This is a genomic window from Lichenicola sp. GTC18331 (assembly GCF_055386855.1).
In genome coordinates, this window is the sequence record NZ_AP045015.1 from 2,554,093 (window position 1) to 2,569,025 (window position 14,933).

The 14,933-nt window shown below is 67.3% G+C and carries 13 protein-coding genes; 2 read left to right on the top strand and 11 right to left on the bottom strand.

What is annotated here, in order from left to right; all coding sequences use genetic code 11:
* Positions 1-31: 31 nt before the first annotated feature.
* Positions 32-970, top strand: coding sequence for a type 2 periplasmic-binding domain-containing protein (locus tag ACZ5BM_RS11670; RefSeq protein WP_498908166.1), 939 nt, complete (start codon positions 32-34; stop codon positions 968-970).
* A 163-nt stretch (positions 971-1,133) separates the two neighbouring features.
* On the opposite strand, the gene ACZ5BM_RS11675 is transcribed toward ACZ5BM_RS11670, so the two are convergent.
* Positions 1,134-2,012 carry an SDR family oxidoreductase gene (locus ACZ5BM_RS11675; protein WP_498908167.1) on the bottom strand — a complete coding sequence of 293 codons (879 nt, stop codon included), beginning with the start codon at positions 2,010-2,012 and terminating at the stop codon, positions 1,134-1,136.
* A 103-nt stretch (positions 2,013-2,115) separates the two neighbouring features.
* On the opposite strand from ACZ5BM_RS11675, the gene ACZ5BM_RS11680 reads away from it, so the two are divergent.
* On the top strand, positions 2,116-2,970 hold the full coding sequence (locus tag ACZ5BM_RS11680; RefSeq protein WP_498908168.1) for a helix-turn-helix transcriptional regulator: 855 nt from the start codon (positions 2,116-2,118) through the stop codon (positions 2,968-2,970).
* Here ACZ5BM_RS11680 and ACZ5BM_RS11685 read toward each other — a convergent pair.
* The 10 genes from ACZ5BM_RS11685 to ACZ5BM_RS11730 form a co-directional block, all read right to left on the bottom strand.
* Positions 2,956-3,567: an RluA family pseudouridine synthase gene (locus ACZ5BM_RS11685; RefSeq protein WP_498911601.1), complete on the bottom strand. Its 612-nt coding sequence runs from the start codon at positions 3,565-3,567 to the stop codon at positions 2,956-2,958. The genes ACZ5BM_RS11680 and ACZ5BM_RS11685 overlap by 15 nt on opposite strands.
* 50 nt (positions 3,568-3,617) lie before the next feature.
* Positions 3,618-4,850, bottom strand: a complete 1,233-nt coding sequence (locus tag ACZ5BM_RS11690; RefSeq protein ID WP_498908169.1) for an MFS transporter — start codon at positions 4,848-4,850, stop codon at positions 3,618-3,620.
* 135 nt (positions 4,851-4,985) lie between these two features.
* Positions 4,986-5,198, bottom strand: a complete 213-nt coding sequence (locus tag ACZ5BM_RS11695; RefSeq protein WP_498908170.1) for a hypothetical protein — start codon at positions 5,196-5,198, stop codon at positions 4,986-4,988.
* Positions 5,199-5,392: 194 nt separating this feature from the next.
* On the bottom strand, positions 5,393-6,886 hold the full coding sequence (locus tag ACZ5BM_RS11700) for an efflux transporter outer membrane subunit (protein ID WP_498908171.1): 1,494 nt from the start codon (positions 6,884-6,886) through the stop codon (positions 5,393-5,395).
* Positions 6,883-7,800, bottom strand: a complete 918-nt coding sequence (locus tag ACZ5BM_RS11705) for an HlyD family secretion protein (RefSeq protein WP_498908172.1) — start codon at positions 7,798-7,800, stop codon at positions 6,883-6,885. The genes ACZ5BM_RS11700 and ACZ5BM_RS11705 overlap by 4 nt, the downstream gene beginning before the upstream one ends.
* Before the next feature lie 13 nt (positions 7,801-7,813).
* Positions 7,814-8,008 carry a DUF1656 domain-containing protein gene (locus ACZ5BM_RS11710; protein WP_498908174.1) on the bottom strand — a complete coding sequence of 65 codons (195 nt, stop codon included), beginning with the start codon at positions 8,006-8,008 and terminating at the stop codon, positions 7,814-7,816.
* Positions 8,002-10,392, bottom strand: coding sequence for an FUSC family protein (locus tag ACZ5BM_RS11715; RefSeq protein ID WP_498908176.1), 2,391 nt, complete (start codon positions 10,390-10,392; stop codon positions 8,002-8,004). Before ACZ5BM_RS11715 ends, ACZ5BM_RS11710 begins: the two co-directional genes overlap by 7 nt.
* The gene (locus ACZ5BM_RS11720; protein WP_498908177.1) at positions 10,389-10,844 is read right to left on the bottom strand and encodes a MarR family winged helix-turn-helix transcriptional regulator; all 456 of its coding nucleotides are present in this window, start codon (positions 10,842-10,844) and stop codon (positions 10,389-10,391) included. The genes ACZ5BM_RS11715 and ACZ5BM_RS11720 overlap by 4 nt, the downstream gene beginning before the upstream one ends.
* 218 nt (positions 10,845-11,062) lie before the next feature.
* A complete protein-coding gene (locus ACZ5BM_RS11725) occupies positions 11,063-13,876 on the bottom strand; it encodes a DNA translocase FtsK (RefSeq protein ID WP_498908179.1) in 2,814 nt (937 codons plus the stop codon).
* 133 nt (positions 13,877-14,009) lie between these two features.
* Positions 14,010-14,897 (bottom strand): cation diffusion facilitator family transporter, encoded by an 888-nt coding sequence (locus ACZ5BM_RS11730; RefSeq protein ID WP_498908180.1) that lies wholly within the window; start codon positions 14,895-14,897, stop codon positions 14,010-14,012.
* Positions 14,898-14,933: the final 36 nt, after the last annotated feature.

Below are 14,933 nucleotides of genomic sequence, written 5' to 3' on the forward strand. Positions count from 1 at the left end.
GCAAAGCACGTGATCTCGATGGAGTCCGCCCATGCTTTCACGTCGCAGCCTTCTCGGCGCTGTTCCGGCCCTTCTGACCGCAGGTGCCGCGTTCGCCGCCGGCGCGCCGCGCACCATCCGGATCGGCTATCAGCGCTACGGCACGTTGATCCTGCTGAAGCACACCGGATTGCTGGAGAAAGCGCTGGCCGGCACCAACGTGTCCATTGCCTGGAGCGAGTTCGCTGCCGGCCCGCAGCTTCTGCAGGCGCTCAGTGCCGGCGCGGTGGATTTCGGCATCACCGGCGATGCGCCGCCGATCTTCGCCCAGGCCACCAGCAACCGGATCGTTTATGTCGGGCACGAGCCGGTCGCGCCCTTCGGCGAGGCGATCATCGTGCCGGAATCGAGTCCGATCCGCGATGTGGCCGGCCTCAAGGGCAAGCAGGTGGCGCTCAACCGCGCGTCGAACGTGCATTGGCTGCTGCTCGCTGCGCTGACCAAGGCGGGGCTGACCATGGCCGACATCCAGCCGGTGTTCCTGGTGCCAGGTGCTGCGCGTCCGGCGTTCGACAGTGGCCGCATCGATGCCTGGGCGATCTGGGACCCGTATCTCTCCGCCGTGCAGGCGGCCAAACCCACACGCGTGCTCACCTGGGCCGATGGCGTGGTCGGCAACCGGCAGTTCTTTCTGGCCGAGCGCGGTTTTGCCGCGAAGAACCCGGATCTGATCCCGATCCTGCTGCAGCAGATCGCCGCGGCGGATGCATGGAGCGAGGCGCACAAGGCGGATGCCAGCCAGTATCTCGCCACCGATACTGGCCTGCCTCTGCCCGTGGTGCGCAAGGCGCTGGACCGGCTCACCTACGGCGTCCAGCCGATGACGCCGGATGTGGTGGCCGAGCAGCAGCGCATTGCGGACGCTTTCCTGGCGCAGCATCTTCTGCCCGGAAAGATCACTGTGGCGGACGCGGTGTGGAAAGCGCCTTGATGGAAGGAGACGGTAAGATCTTCTTTTCTGAAGAAAAAGAAGCAAAAAGACTTTTGTCCGTTTGGCTGAATGCTGGTTGATTTAGCTGTGACCAAACGGCCAAAGTTCTTTGGTTCTTTCTTCCAAGAAAGAATACTCTTACCTTTCTCTCTCACCCAGCTCCTCAGCCCACGTCGAAATACCCGGGCTCAGCCAGATCGGTGAGCAAGTCCGGCCCGGTCGGCACCCAGCCCAGGCGCGACGCGGTGTCCGCGCCGGTTGCCGCCATGTTGGTGCCGGCAAACGCCGCCATCCAGCCGAAATGCTCCGGTGCGCGTGCGTCCACCGGAACGCCCAGCGCCCGTCCGATCGCCTCCGCGATGCGGCGAAACGGCACTCCTTCCTCGGCGATCGCGTGATAGACCGGCTGCCGCACTCCGTCTTCCAGTGCCAAACGGAACAGGCGCGCCGCATCGGTGCGGTGCGTCGCCGCCCAGCGTGTGTCCGTGTTCTCGACAAAGGCCGAGACGCCGGTCTGCCGCGCCAGCGCCGCCAGCATCGGCACGAAGCCGTGGTCGCCGAGACCGTGCGTCGTCGGGGGCAGCCGTACCGTTCCGGTCGTCAATCCCTTCGCCGCCAGGGCCCGCGCCGCCTGCTCAGAGCGCCGCGGGAAGCCGTGATCGTCCGGGTGGCGATCGGCCTCCGTCGCCGGACGGTCCTGTGCCAGCATGGCGACGCCGGACGTCACCAGAAACGGCTTCCCGGGCGAAAGCGCTTCGCCGATCACCTCGATGGCGCGCCGATCCTGCGCGCAATTCTCGGCGAAACGGCTGAAATCATGGTTGAAGCCGAGATGCGCCACCGCGTCGGCACGGGCTGTGGCGTCGCGCAGCAACGGCAGATCGTCGAGCGTGCCGTGCAGCACCTCCGCGCCGGTCGCGGCAAGAGCGGTGCCCTTTTCCGCTGAGCGCGACAGGCCCAGCACCTCATGGCCGTGCGACAGAAGCTCCTGGACCAGAGCGGAACCGACGAAGCCCGTGGCTCCGGTGACGAAAACGCGCATGGGTTCGATCCGTGCTTGTTGATGCGCGAACCGTCGATCTTCCCGTCGCCCGGGGAAAGCCTGGACCTTATACTGGTATGATCCCTGCCAGGATCGGACCCGAATGCCCGACGGATCAATCGGCACCGCGCGCGACAACGGCCTCGGCGGCTTCCTGCGCGACCGCCGCACCCGGCTCGATCCGGCTGCTCTGGGCATCGCGACGGGCGGTCGCCGCCGGACGCTCGGCCTGCGTCGCGAGGAGGTGGCGCAGCGCGCCTGCATCAGCGTCACCTGGTATACGCTCCTGGAACAGGGGCGCGGCGGTCCGCCGTCGTCCGAGGTGCTGGGGCGGGTGGCGCGGGCCCTCGCGCTGAGCGACGCCGAGCGCGAACACCTGTTTCTGATCGGCCTCGGCCATCCACCCGAGATCCGTTACCGTCCGTCCGATGGCATGACGCCGCGCCTCCAGGCGGTGCTGGACGCGTTCCCGCGCAGCCCGGCGCTGCTCCGCACCGCGTGCTGGGACGTGATCGGCTGGAACCGGGCGTCTTCCGTGATCCTCACAGACTACGCGACCCTCAGGCCGGAAGAGCGCAACGTTCTGCGGCGCCTGTTCCTGCAACCGACGGTCCAGGCGCGGCAGCACGATTGGGACGCTTTGTCTCGTTTCCTGGTCGGCAGTTTCCGTGCCGATATCGTCCGCGCCGGTGCCGAAGCGGCGGCGGCGCCTCTGGTGGAGGAGCTGTGCCGAAAAAGTCCGGTCTTCGCGCGTTTATGGCAGGACCGGACGGTTCTGGCACAAGGCGAAGGCACCAAGCGTCTGCGCCATCCCGCGATCGGCGAGATCGCGCTGGATTACTGCTCCTTTGCCGTGGACGGCCGGCCCGACCTGTCCATGCTGGTCTACAATCCTGCTTCGGCGGACGACGCGTCGCGGATCAACCAACTTCTGGCTGATTCCTCAGTCCTCGGCTGAAGCCCTCCAGCCGCAACGACCCAAGGCGTCCCGCATGTGCGGTGGCGGCGGCGCGGTCGCGGCGACGGGTGGATCGAGCGGCAGGGCGATCGACCGCGCCAGCAGATGCAGGCCGCTGCCGGTTTTTCCATAGATCGGGTCGCCCAGGATCGGCAGGCCGAGCTGCGCGCAATGCACACGCGCCTGATGGGTGCGCCCAGAAAGAAGCTCCAGCTCCAGCCAGCAAAGCCCAGGCGCCGTGCCCATCACCTGCCACCGTGTGCGCGCCGGCTGTCCCTTCGGGTCCACACGCATGCGCCAGCCGCTCTTGTCGCTGTGCTTGAGCAGAGGCGCGTCGATCTCGCCGGAAGATGCTTCCGGCACGCCGGATACCACCGCCCAGTAGCGTTTCCCGGCGCGGCCATCGGCGAAACAGCTCTGCGCCTCGATCAGCGCCGTCTTGCGCAGCGCCACCAGCAGGCAGCCGGCCGTGTCGGTGTCGAGCCGATGGGCCAGCCATGGGCCGTCCTTCCTGCGCGACAGCAGCGGAAACCAATCCTCGACCGACGCCCCGCCGCGCGGGCCGGGATGCACCGGCAGACCGGCCGGCTTGTTCAGCACGACGAAGCGTCTGTCCTCGAACAGGTGCGCGGGTAGGGGCGGCAGGCTCAGCCGCGTTTCGCGCCGCGCGGCGCGTCCAGATTGGGCAGGAACGCGGTCAGGATGCCGATCGCCGGCAGGAAGGCGCAGACATCGTAGACGAACACGATGCCCTTGGCGTCGGCCAGCATGCCCAGCAGGGCCGCACCCAATCCGCCCATGCCGAACGCCACGCCGAAGAACAGGCCGGACACCATGCCGACACGCCCGGGCAGCAACTCGGTCGCGTAGACCAGAATGGCGGAGAACGCCGAGGATAGGATCAGCCCGATCACCGCACTCAGAACGATCGTCGCGGTCAGCCCGACATGCGGCAGCAACAGGCTGAACGGCAGCACGCCCAGGATCGACACCCAGATCACGCTCTTGCGGCCGATCCTGTCGCCGACCGGGCCGCCGATGAAGGTGCCCGCCGCCACCGCGCCCAGGAACACGAACAGATCGGTCTGCGCCGCCTGCACCGACAGGCCGAAACGGTGGATCAGGAAGAAAATGTAGTAGGAGGAGAAGCTGGCCAGATAGAAATACTTGGAGAACACCAGCGCGATCAGCACCGCCAGCGCCCCGGTGATGCGTCCGCGTCCCAGCGCCACGTGATGCGCCCGCGCCCGCGCCACCAGAGGCGGCTGACGCGCATACCAGCGCCCGACCCCGGCCTGGAGCGCCGACCCCAGCAGGGCCAGCAGACAGAACCACGCCAGACTCGGCCGGCCCAGAGGCAGCACGATGAACGCGGCCATCAGCGGCCCCAGCGAGGTGCCGAGATTGCCGCCCACCTGGAACAGGGATTGCGCGTATCCGAACCGGCCGCCCGACGCCATTCGGGCGATGCGCGACGATTCCGGGTGGAAGATCGACGAGCCAATGCCGAGCAGCACCGCACCCAGCAGCAGATGCGGATACGTCCCGGCCAGAGCCAGCGTCAGCAATCCGAACAGCGTGAACACCATGCCGACCGAGAGCGACCAAGGCAGCTTACGGCGGTCCGTATAGTGTCCGATCAGCGGTTGCAGCAGCGACGCCACGATCTGATAGGTCAAGGTCAAGTAGCCGATCTGCCCGAACGACAGCGAGAAATCGCTCTTCAGCTGCGGGTAGATCGCTGGAAGCAGGGCCTGCATCGAGTCGTTGAGCAGGTGACAGAAGGTGACGGTGAGCAGGATGGCCGTGGCGGCATCGGCCGGCCGAATGGCCGGGGCCAACCCTGCCGGCATCGTTCCTGCGCTGTTTGGTGTCGCCATCGCACGGCCTCCATCGTCCCGAACCGCCTTAGCAGGGGGTGGGCGCGCGCGGATACCGGCTTTGCCGCATGGGTGCCAGCAAAACGACGATCCGGCATCGGGCGCCGTGACTAGGCGCCCGGCCGATCGCGGGGGTCAGGCCACGTTCTGCCCGTCGCCCGGCTTCAGAATGCCGCTGCCGTCGAACGACAGCTTGGAATGGGCCGCCACCCAGTTATCCGCCTCGTTCTCGGTGTCGAACTCCTCGACGATGCCGCCCAGCGCGTTGCCGCCGGTGGCACGCACGCCGAAGCGGCCGTTCTCGAGCGGCACCACTTCCAGAATCGGAGATCCATCGAACAAAGCCATCGCACGCCTCGCATTGCGGAGAACCGGCCTGTGCCGGATCGCGCGTTCCAACGAGCGTCGGGCGTTCGGGATGCCTGCGTGAGGCCGATGGCAGCTTAAATGACCGCGAATACACGCACCGGGCCGGTGCGAAGCGGCCGAGGGGCCCGGATCGCAGCCGCTTTACGTGCCCGATGCGGGTCCCGGCGCCCGTTTCAGTGCGCCCGATGCGCCGCCGCGGCGGCGTTCTGCTCCGCCACCGTCACCGGCAGCGGATCGGGCAACTGCACGTCCTGCCAGCCGGCCCCCATCGCGGTGTAGAGTCCGATCGCGTCCTGCATCCGCGCCAGTTCGCCCAGCACGGCGGCGTTCTCGCCCTCGTAGGCCAGCCTCTCCGCGGTCAGCACGTCGAGAAAGCCGCTCAGGCCGGCGGCATAGAGGCGCCGGGCACGCTCCATCGCCAGCGCATCGTCCCGTGCGGCGTCATGCAGCGTCCGCGCCCGGATGGCGTCGTTGTTGTAGGCGACCAGACGGTCCTCCACCTCGCCGAAGGCGTGCAGAACCGTGTTCTGATAGGCCAGGCGCGCCGCTTCCGCTTCGGCCCGGGCGCCGCGCACCTGAGCCTGCAGGCTGCCGCCGTGATAGACCGGGAAACTCGCCTGGAGCAGCGCCGACCAGACCAGGCTGCTGGCGGTCATCAGCTCGTGGATCATGCTCGACATCGGCGTGAACGACAAAGGCACGCTGAAGGACGGGTAGAGCTGCGCGATCGCGACCCCGATGCGTGCCGTGGCCTGCGCGAATTGCCGTTCCCGCGCGCGGATATCGGGCCGGTTGGCGATCACGGTGGACGGCAGCGCCACCGGCAGGGCCGGAACCTCGGGCATCGGTGCAGGCTGGGCCAGCTCCGCCTCGTAGGTGGCCGGAAGCGCACCGGCCAGCAGGGCGATGGCATGCGAAAGCTGCGCGATCCGGGTCTGCAGCGGCTGCAACGTCGCTTGTTCGGTTTCGAGCTGCGCCTGGGCCTGCGCCACCGCCAGAGTCGTGCCGAGCCCTTCGGCGTAGACCTTCTGCGTCAGCTTCAGGGATTCGTCGGCGGCGGCGATGTTCTTCTGCGCGATCACCACCTGCTGCTGGGTCACGCGCAGCGTGCAGTAATCGGTCGCGACCTCGGCCAGAGCGGAAATCAGCGTGCCGCGCCGCTCCTCCACACCGGCGGCGACGGCGGCATTCTGCGCTTCCACCGAACGGCGGATGCGGCCGAACAGGTCGACCTGCCAGCTCACCGTCGTGCCGTACTGCCAGAGACGGTTATCGGACGAGATGCCCGGCAAAGGCGGATATTGCAGCGTGGTGCTGTATCTCTGGATACCGGCCGAACCCAGCACATCCACCTGCGGGCGAAGCTGCGCCTCGATCTGGTCGCGCAGATCGCGCGCCGCCAACAGCTTCTCCGACTGGATGCGGATGTCGTAATTGCCGCGGATGGTCTGTTCTATCAGACGGTCGAGCATCGGATCGTGGAAGCTGGCCCACCATTGCCGCATCTGTGTTTCGGTGCGGCTCAGCTCTTCCGGCGTGGCCGCATGCTCGCTCCAGTTCGCGGGCACCACCGTATCCGGCGCGCGATAGACCGGGCCGACCTTGCAGCCGGTCAGCAGCGCGACCAGGGCGAAGGGAATGCGCTTCATCGTAGCCGTACCGCTCACAGATGATCCTGCAGCCAGCTCGACAGATGCACGCGATCCGACACTTCCGACCCCACGGCGACCGAGCAGGTCATGCCTGCCGACAGCACCACGCCGGCCGGAACGTCGTCGATATGGATACGCACGGGAATGCGCTGCGCCAGACGCACCCAGGTGAAGACCGGATTCACATCCTGAAGGCCGAGCCGGTCGGGATTGCCGTTCTGATCGTTGATGCCGGCGGCGATGCTTTCCACATGGCCGCGCAGAAGCGGCTTGAAACCCATCAGCTTGATCCGCGCGGGTTCCCCGGGCGCGACGCCGTGGATCTTGGTTTCCTCGAAATACCCGTTGACCCAGAAACTGTCGCGATCGAGCACGGCGATGCGCGGTTGACCGGCATTCACATAATCACCCACGCGCAAAGACAGATTCGTGACGTAGCCGTTCACCGGCGAATACAGCGTGGCTCGTTGCAGATTGAGCTTTGCCACGTCGAGCGACGCCTGCGCGGCATCCACCGCGGCGCGCTGGGTTTCCGCGACCGAATTGAACCGTTCCTGTTCTTCCGCCGAGACGATGCCGGCCAGACCGACGCGCCGCTTGGCGTCGGATTGGCGCAGGCGCAGATCCTCCCTGGCGGCGGACAGCTTCGCCTCCGCTTCCGCGATCGCCAGACGGAAGCGCACCGGATCGATCACGAAGAGCGGGTCGCCCTTATGCACGAGCTGGTTGTCGTGCACGGGTACGGACACCACCGTGCCCGATACTTCCGGCGCGATGTCGACCACATAGGCGCGCACGCGCCCGTCCCGCGTCCAGGGCGACACCATGTAGGTGCGCCAGAGCGACAGACCGAGCACGCAGCCGGCGCCGACGATGACGAGCGTCAGGACAAGGCGAACGAAAGAGCGAATCAGGGAAAGCGGCGACACGAGCGTATCCGAATCAGAAATACAGGACGAGAAGCGAAAGAATGCAGACGAATAGAGCGACTTCCATCAGCGGAAGATGCCAGAGCCATTGCGCGAGCCCGCTACGCCAGATGACCACGCGCAGGATCATCGTCAGCAGCACCGCCGCGAGCACGTAGAGCACGATCGGCGCGAACAACACGCCGGACAGGTGAGATTCACTCAGCATGAGGCGTTTCCGGCATGAGGGAGTGGTGTGGGTGTCCAACCCGCGCGCATGATCGGGCAGTCGCGACGGATCAGACCGTCGGCGTGCCGGATCAGCAGTGCCGCTTCATCGAGCAGGCCGCGCGCTTCGCGTCGCATGCGGTTGGCGGCGTCGTCGGCGGTTCGTGCGACCGGCACAGCCACGGCGGGCACAGACGGACCCGGCCGGCTGGCAGGCGTCGGCGCTAGGCTCGAAGGCGTCGGATCATGCGGCGTGGCCGATGGATCGTCATCGACCCCGGGCGCCGTCGGATCGTCCGGCAGCGCCATCGGATCGGCATGGGGGGGCTCGGGGGCGATATCCGGCGTCTCGGCCGCAGTGTCCGGTTCGGCTGGCGGGCTTTCCCGATCGAGCGGATCGGTGTCGATCTCGGCGTTGGCACCGGCGATGTCCGACACATCCGCCATCGGCAGTGCGATCGCCGCTGTCGAGACCGCGTCGGCCGCTGCCTCGGGATCGCGCGACATGCGTCCTATGGCGGCAAGACCGTGATTCAGCGCGTCGTGCACGTCCTGCGGCAGATCGGCGTGACGGCGCAGGGTGCGGAGCGCAGCCACGGTGCGTCCCAGCGCCAGCACCAGATAGGCCGCGCGCGTGGTGCGCGGCCCGACGCCCGCCGGCAACTGCACCGAACGCTGCTCCAGACGCAGCACCTTCTGCATCTGCTGATCCTGCCAGATCTCGAACCGAACCGATGGCGTGCCGCGACCGCGCAGGCCGCGCCGGGCGAAGCGCTCCACGGCGCGCGACAAGGAACCGCCGAACCGGCGCGCGTCGCCGGACACGTCGGCCGGCAACAGCACGCGAAACACCATCACCAGCAGAACCGGTCCGACGATGAACGAGAACAAGGTGTTCAGCAGCGAGATGTCGTCGAAGGTGATCGGGTTGTGGATGTTCACCATGGCGCAGAAGAAGATCGCGAACCCTGTCGCTGCCAATCGCGTCGAGGCCTGGGTCTGCAGCCAGATCCCCGGGGCCAGACACAGGCACAACGAGAACGCCAGCAGCGGAAACCCGTCCACCTGCGGCAACAGCATCGACTCGCAGAAGAACGCCAGAGGCACCGCGAACAATGTGCCGCCCGCGAACTGCATGCTCGCGCGCGAGGCCGACGGATTGGTGGACAACAAACACGCTGCCGGGATCAGAAAGGCCAGCATCGACGGGCCGGACGGCCATTGCGAGACGTACCAGAACAGTCCGGCGATGAATGTCACCAGGAAGCCGCGTATCGCGTTGCGTCCCGCAGCATGCCATTCCGGCAGGGGGCGTAAGCGGATGCGCCGCTGCAACTCACTGGCCGTGCGTGCGTCTCCGGCCGAGTTCAGCGCCGCCAGCGTTCGCCGCAGCTCCGACACCAGCGTCCGTTCGTGCATCGTCACCAGAAGCGCGTCGCCGGTGCGGGCGCGATCGGCCAGAACGGTGAGCCTGTCTTCCGCTTCCTCGAGTTCCGTCGTCAGAGCGTGCAGATTGACCGAGCGATCTGCCACGCGCGTCATGCAGTGATGGGCGATCCGGCGCGCCTCGGTCGCTGCCGGCGAGCCCGAAGCATCTCCGTGCACCGGTTCCACCGCAGAGAGCAGACCCAGCAGACGCGACGCGGCGAGACGCATCGCATGACGCCGGCGGCGCAGCGCATAGCTTTCCGCGGCACCGTATTCGATCGCCTCGTCCAATGCCGAGATTCGGCCCAGCAGAGCGGCCCGTGCGCGGGCGTCCTTCCCGTCGCTGCCTGCATCGTAGCGCACGCGCACGAACAGGGCGGCGAGATCGCGCAGGATCAGCTCGATGCTGTTGCCCAGCGCGGAAGAACGCGGCAGCACCGTGACCAGAAACACCAGAGCCGCGCTGACCAGACCGGTGGTCACCGCCGATACGCGCGATATGGCGTCGATGAAGATGTCGTCCGGCGCATGAAACGCGCCGGCACTGACGATGATGATGGTGTAGCCGGCCAGAACCGCGCTGTAGGCCTTGAAGAAGCGCAACAGCGTCGACACGAAACACGCCACGCCGATGCAGCAGCTCAGAACCACCGTGTAGAGCACGGGGGATTGCGCGAACCACGCCATCAACGCCACCGCCGCCGCCGCGCCGATCAGCGTTCCCACCAGACGCCAGAAGCTCTTGCTGAGAATGGCGCCGTTGGTGGGCCCCGCCACGATCAGTACGGTCGTCACCGCAGAGAGCGGCGACTGCAACTGCAGGGCGAAGGCGACATAGAGCGCGATGCAGGCGGCCAGAAGCGTGCGCGCCACGAACGACACGTTGTGCCGTTCCGCTTGCAGAATGTTCCACACTGCGCGCATCGGCACGCCGCGCGCGGCCACATGATCGCTCATGCCCGGTCGGTTCCGTCGCGCGTCGCGGTCATCGCCAGCTCGACCTGGTCCAGCACGGCGTTGCACCGGTCGAGATCGGCCGCCGACACGTCCGCCAGCATGCGCCGGCAGACGGCGGCGGCGCCTTTTTGCACGGCATGATGCAGCGCCATGCCGTCGGCGGTGATGTGCACGTGCTTGGTGCGACGATCGAGCGGATCCTCCGTGCGCGACACGAGGCCGTCGCGCTCCAACTGGTCCACCACGCGGGCGAGGGATGGACCGTCCACCTCCAGCATCCGCGCCAGAACGCCCTGTCGCACCGGCTCGCCCAGCGTGCCGAGCAGCAGGATCGGCCGCCAGGAGGCGTCGGTCAGCCCGAACGGTTTCAGATCGGCGTCAATCTCCCGGCGCCACGCGAAACCGACGCGCAGCAGGCGGCGCCCGAAGGCGATGCCCGGGTCCTCGCCCACCAGCCTGGGTTCTGCATCGGGTGCAGCGGCTCGATTCTCAGGATGATCGTTCGCATACATACGTTCCGGGAAAAGCGCGATCGGAGCCTCTGCTGTCAAGCAGTTCTTACGCCGAGCTGTTCTGCTTTTCCCGGTAGCGGCTCAGTGCCTTCGGCGAAGGCGCCCGGTTTGGCGAGAAAGACCTGCCGCGTTGCGAGGCTATATCGCGACGGTGGCGATCACTCCTCGTCCACCGTCCGGCGGGTCAGCACCTCGCGACGCCCGACATGGTTGGCGGCGCTGACGATGCCTTCCTTCTCCATCTGCTCGATCAGCTTGGCAGCGCGGTTGTAGCCGATCGACAGATGCCGCTGGATGAACGATGTGGACGCTTTGCCTTCGCGCGACACCAGCGCCACGGCCTGATCGAACAGCCCGGTCTCGCCGTCGAAACCGCCGCCGTTCAGGCCGTTGCCCGAACCGCCACCACCGCCGGACGAACTGCCTTCGTCTTCGAACAGGGCGGTGACCTCGTCCACATAGGCCGGCTCGCCCTGCTCCTTCAGATGGCGCACGACTTCTTCGACTTCGGCATCGCCCACGAACGGGCCATGCACGCGGGTGATGCGTCCGCCGCCGGCCATGTAGAGCATGTCGCCCTGGCCCAGAAGCTGTTCCGCGCCCTGTTCGCCCAGGATGGTGCGGCTGTCGAACTTGGAAATCACTTGGAAGGAGATGCGGGTCGGGAAATTGGCCTTGATGGTGCCTGTGATCACGTCCACCGACGGGCGCTGCGTCGCCATGATCACGTGGATGCCGGCCGCGCGCGCCATCTGCGCCAGACGCTGCACCGTGCTCTCGATCTCCTTGCCGGCCACCATCATCAGGTCGGCCATCTCGTCGATCACCACGACGATGTAAGGCAGCGCCTCGAGAGACAGGTTCTGTTCCTCGAAGATCGGGCGACCGGTCTCGGGGTCGAAGCCCGTCTGCACCTTGCGCGTCATTGTCTCACCGGAAGCGCGGGCGGCTGCGACACGCTCGTTGTAGCCGTTGATGTTGCGCACGCCGAGCTGGCTCATGCCGCGATACCGGCGTTCCATCTCGCGCACGGTCCATTTCAGCGCCGTCACCGCCTTGGCCGGATCGGTCACCACGGGCGTCATCAGATGCGGGATGCCGTCATAGATCGACAGCTCCAGCATCTTCGGATCGATCATGATCAGGCGGCACTCGTCCGGGCTTAACCGGTAGAGCAGGCTGAGGATCATGGAGTTGATGCCGACGGATTTGCCCGAACCGGTGGTGCCGGCGATCAGCAGATGCGGCATGCGGGCGAGATCGGCATAGACCGGCGCGCCGGAGATGTCCTTGCCCAGAGCCAGGCACAGGCGGGCCGGATGCGCGTTCCAGTCGTCCGCGTCCAGCAGCTCGGAGAAGAACACGGTTTCGCGGCGGGCGTTCGGCACCTCGATGCCGATCACGTTGCGGCCCGGCACGGTGGCGATGCGCACGGCGGTCACGGACAGGGAGCGGGCAATGTCGTCGGCGAGACCGATCACGCGGGCCGAGCGGATGCCCGGCGCAGGCTCCAGCTCATAGAGCGTGACCACAGGCCCGGCATGGATGTCGCCGATCGCACCTTGCACACCGTAATCCGACAGCACCGTTTCGAGCAGACGGGCATTCGCCTGCAGGCTTTCGTTGGACGGGCCGACGCTGTTGCGCGCCGGCGCCGGCTGCAACAAGGACAAAGGCGGCAGATGCCATCCGCCGAACGGCGCATGCAGGCTGGCGGACATGCGCGGCGCAGCGGACGGGGCCGCGTGAGGCTGGGCGGCATGCGGCGCGTCGTGTCGCATCGGCTCCGCACCCGCCTCTCCGCGTCCGCCAAGAAAGCGCGACAACATGCCCGAGCGCTGCTCGCGCGATGCGGTGGGTTGCGGCATCGGCTGCGGCGCGGCGGTGGACACGGGACCGCCCAGACGAATGGTCGGCACCTCCTCCTCCGTCCGCCCGGCGGACAGCTTGGCCGCGCGTGAACGCAGCGGCAGGATCGGTTGCTCTTCCGGCTCGTCTTCCGCGCTCGGCGGCATCACCCAGCCGCTGCGGCTCGGCAGCGCCGGCTTCGGTGCGGGTGCGGTGCTGCCGCCAGCGAAGGACGGTTCGCGACGATCCGCGCTGCGCCGGGCGCGCTTCGGCGCCCGCTCCGGTTCGCGCGGATCGGCACGCAACGTCAGGCCGGTGCCGGTGGCCGGTGCGGTCTGGCGCGCCGCGGCGGAGAACGGCGTGTCGCCTGGTAGGACATGGTCGAAATCGTCCTCGTCCTCCACCGGAGCGGCTCTGCCGGCGGAGAAACGGTCGCGTAGGCTGCGTCGGGACGCCGGTGCGCTCTTGTTGCGTCCGAGCCGTGCCGTGCGACGCGCGCCACGGCCCATGGCGCGCCACTCGCCTGCGGAGAGGCCGAGACAGAGCGGGATCAGCACGACAGAAAGGACCACGCCGAGCAGCCACACAACCAGACCGCCGACCGCGCCGAGCGCGCCCTGGCCCGCCGACAAGGCGAGTTGCGCCAGGGACAGCCCGACCGAACCGCCCGGCAGGCCCATGGCCGACCAACTCTGGTTCGGGGTGGGCGGCGAGACATGGAACAACAGCGGAATGCCGCCCAGCACCGAGGCCAGCACCGGCAGGGCGCAGATGATGGCGATCAAACGGACCGTCAGATTGCCCAGACCGCCATGCGACGCGATGCGCCATGCCCAGGCCAGCATGATCAGCACGGGCAGATAGCCGGCCAATCCGAGCGACTGAAGCACCAGATCGGACAAGGTCGCGCCGACGGAGCCCAGCAGATTATGTGCGGGCGCCGAGGTAGCGGTGTTGAACGAGGAATCGTTCGGATCGTAGGACAGGAGCGCGACCAGGGTGGCGATCGCCACCAGGGCGAGCGCCAGCCCGCCCAGCTCGGTCAAACGCCGGCGGATCAGGGATTGCAGTTCCGGGGACGCGAACCGCTCGGAGATGAGCCGGCTGCGATGGGCGACTTGCATGGGCGCTGCTCCGGCCTTCCTTCGCGAACAGCGTCAATTATAGCCCGGAACCCATTGGCGCCAGAAGCTTCCTTTCCGGTGTGGCCCCGATTCGTTCCCGTCGACAGGATGGGTCGCCGATTCGGGCCCCGGATCAGAGCACCGGAACGCCGACCAATTTGGCCTTGGGTTCGGGTTCGACATGGATCGAGATCACCGCTTCGCCGACCTCGTCGCGCAAGGCGGCTTCGAGCCGGTCGCAGATCTCGTGCGAGGCTTCCACCGTCATCAGCCCCGGCACCACGAGATGGAACTCGACGAAGGTCACGCTGCCGGCGGTGCGGCTGCGCAGATCATGCGCCTCGATCGCGCCCTCCGCGTTCTCTCCGATCACGCGTCGCAGGCGGTTCAGGCTGTCGGGGTCCTGCACCTCGTCCATCAGTCCGCCGACGGATTCGCGTAGCATCCGGTAGCCGACCCAGAGAATATGCAGTGCCACCAGCGCCGCTACGGAAGCGTCGATGCGCAGCTCGCCGGTCAGGGGCACGAGGGCGAACGCCACCAGAACCCCACCCGTGGTCCAGACATCCGTCATCAGATGCTTGCCGCCGGCCGCCAGGGCAGGGGATTTCCAGCGTCGCCCACAGCGCAGCAGCACCAGGGCCCAGAGCAGGTTGATCAGCCCGGCGGCGGCGTTCAGCCCGATGCCCAGAAACGGCGTGGTCGGACGCCGGGGATGGTTCCAGCCGTCCCAGGCGCTGTGCAGGATCGCGGCCGAGGTCGCCAGAACCAGCGCGCCCTCCACCACAGCGCTCAGATATTCCGCCTTGTGATGGCCGTAGGGATGGTTGTCGTCTGGTGGCAATTCGCTGAACCAGAGCGCGGTCAGCGCGCCCGCCGCGGCCACCACGTTGATCACCGTTTCCAGGGCGTCGGAATACAGCGCCACCGAGCCGGTCAGCAGATAGGCGCCGGCCTTCATCGCCAGCACCACCACGCTGACGACCAGCGAGCACCAGCCGATCTTGATCGCCCGGCTCATGCTGCGAGGGAAGCGGCGTGGTGATCTGGTGACGAT

Bases quoted from the DNA above. Each gene is read 5' to 3' on its own strand.
- ACZ5BM_RS11690 (WP_498908169.1), bottom strand. From the start codon at position 4,850: ATGGCGACACCAAACAGCGCAGGAACGATGCCGGCAGGGTTGGCCCCG.
- ACZ5BM_RS11710 (WP_498908174.1), bottom strand. From the start codon at position 8,008: ATGCTGAGTGAATCTCACCTGTCCGGCGTGTTGTTCGCGCCGATCGTG.
- ACZ5BM_RS11680 (WP_498908168.1), top strand. From the start codon at position 2,116: ATGCCCGACGGATCAATCGGCACCGCGCGCGACAACGGCCTCGGCGGC.
- ACZ5BM_RS11715 (WP_498908176.1), bottom strand. From the start codon at position 10,392: ATGAGCGATCATGTGGCCGCGCGCGGCGTGCCGATGCGCGCAGTGTGG.
- ACZ5BM_RS11725 (WP_498908179.1), bottom strand. From the start codon at position 13,876: ATGCAAGTCGCCCATCGCAGCCGGCTCATCTCCGAGCGGTTCGCGTCC.
- ACZ5BM_RS11670 (WP_498908166.1), top strand. From the start codon at position 32: ATGCTTTCACGTCGCAGCCTTCTCGGCGCTGTTCCGGCCCTTCTGACC.
- ACZ5BM_RS11695 (WP_498908170.1), bottom strand. From the start codon at position 5,198: ATGGCTTTGTTCGATGGATCTCCGATTCTGGAAGTGGTGCCGCTCGAG.
- ACZ5BM_RS11730 (WP_498908180.1), bottom strand. From the start codon at position 14,897: ATGAGCCGGGCGATCAAGATCGGCTGGTGCTCGCTGGTCGTCAGCGTG.
- ACZ5BM_RS11675 (WP_498908167.1), bottom strand. From the start codon at position 2,012: ATGCGCGTTTTCGTCACCGGAGCCACGGGCTTCGTCGGTTCCGCTCTG.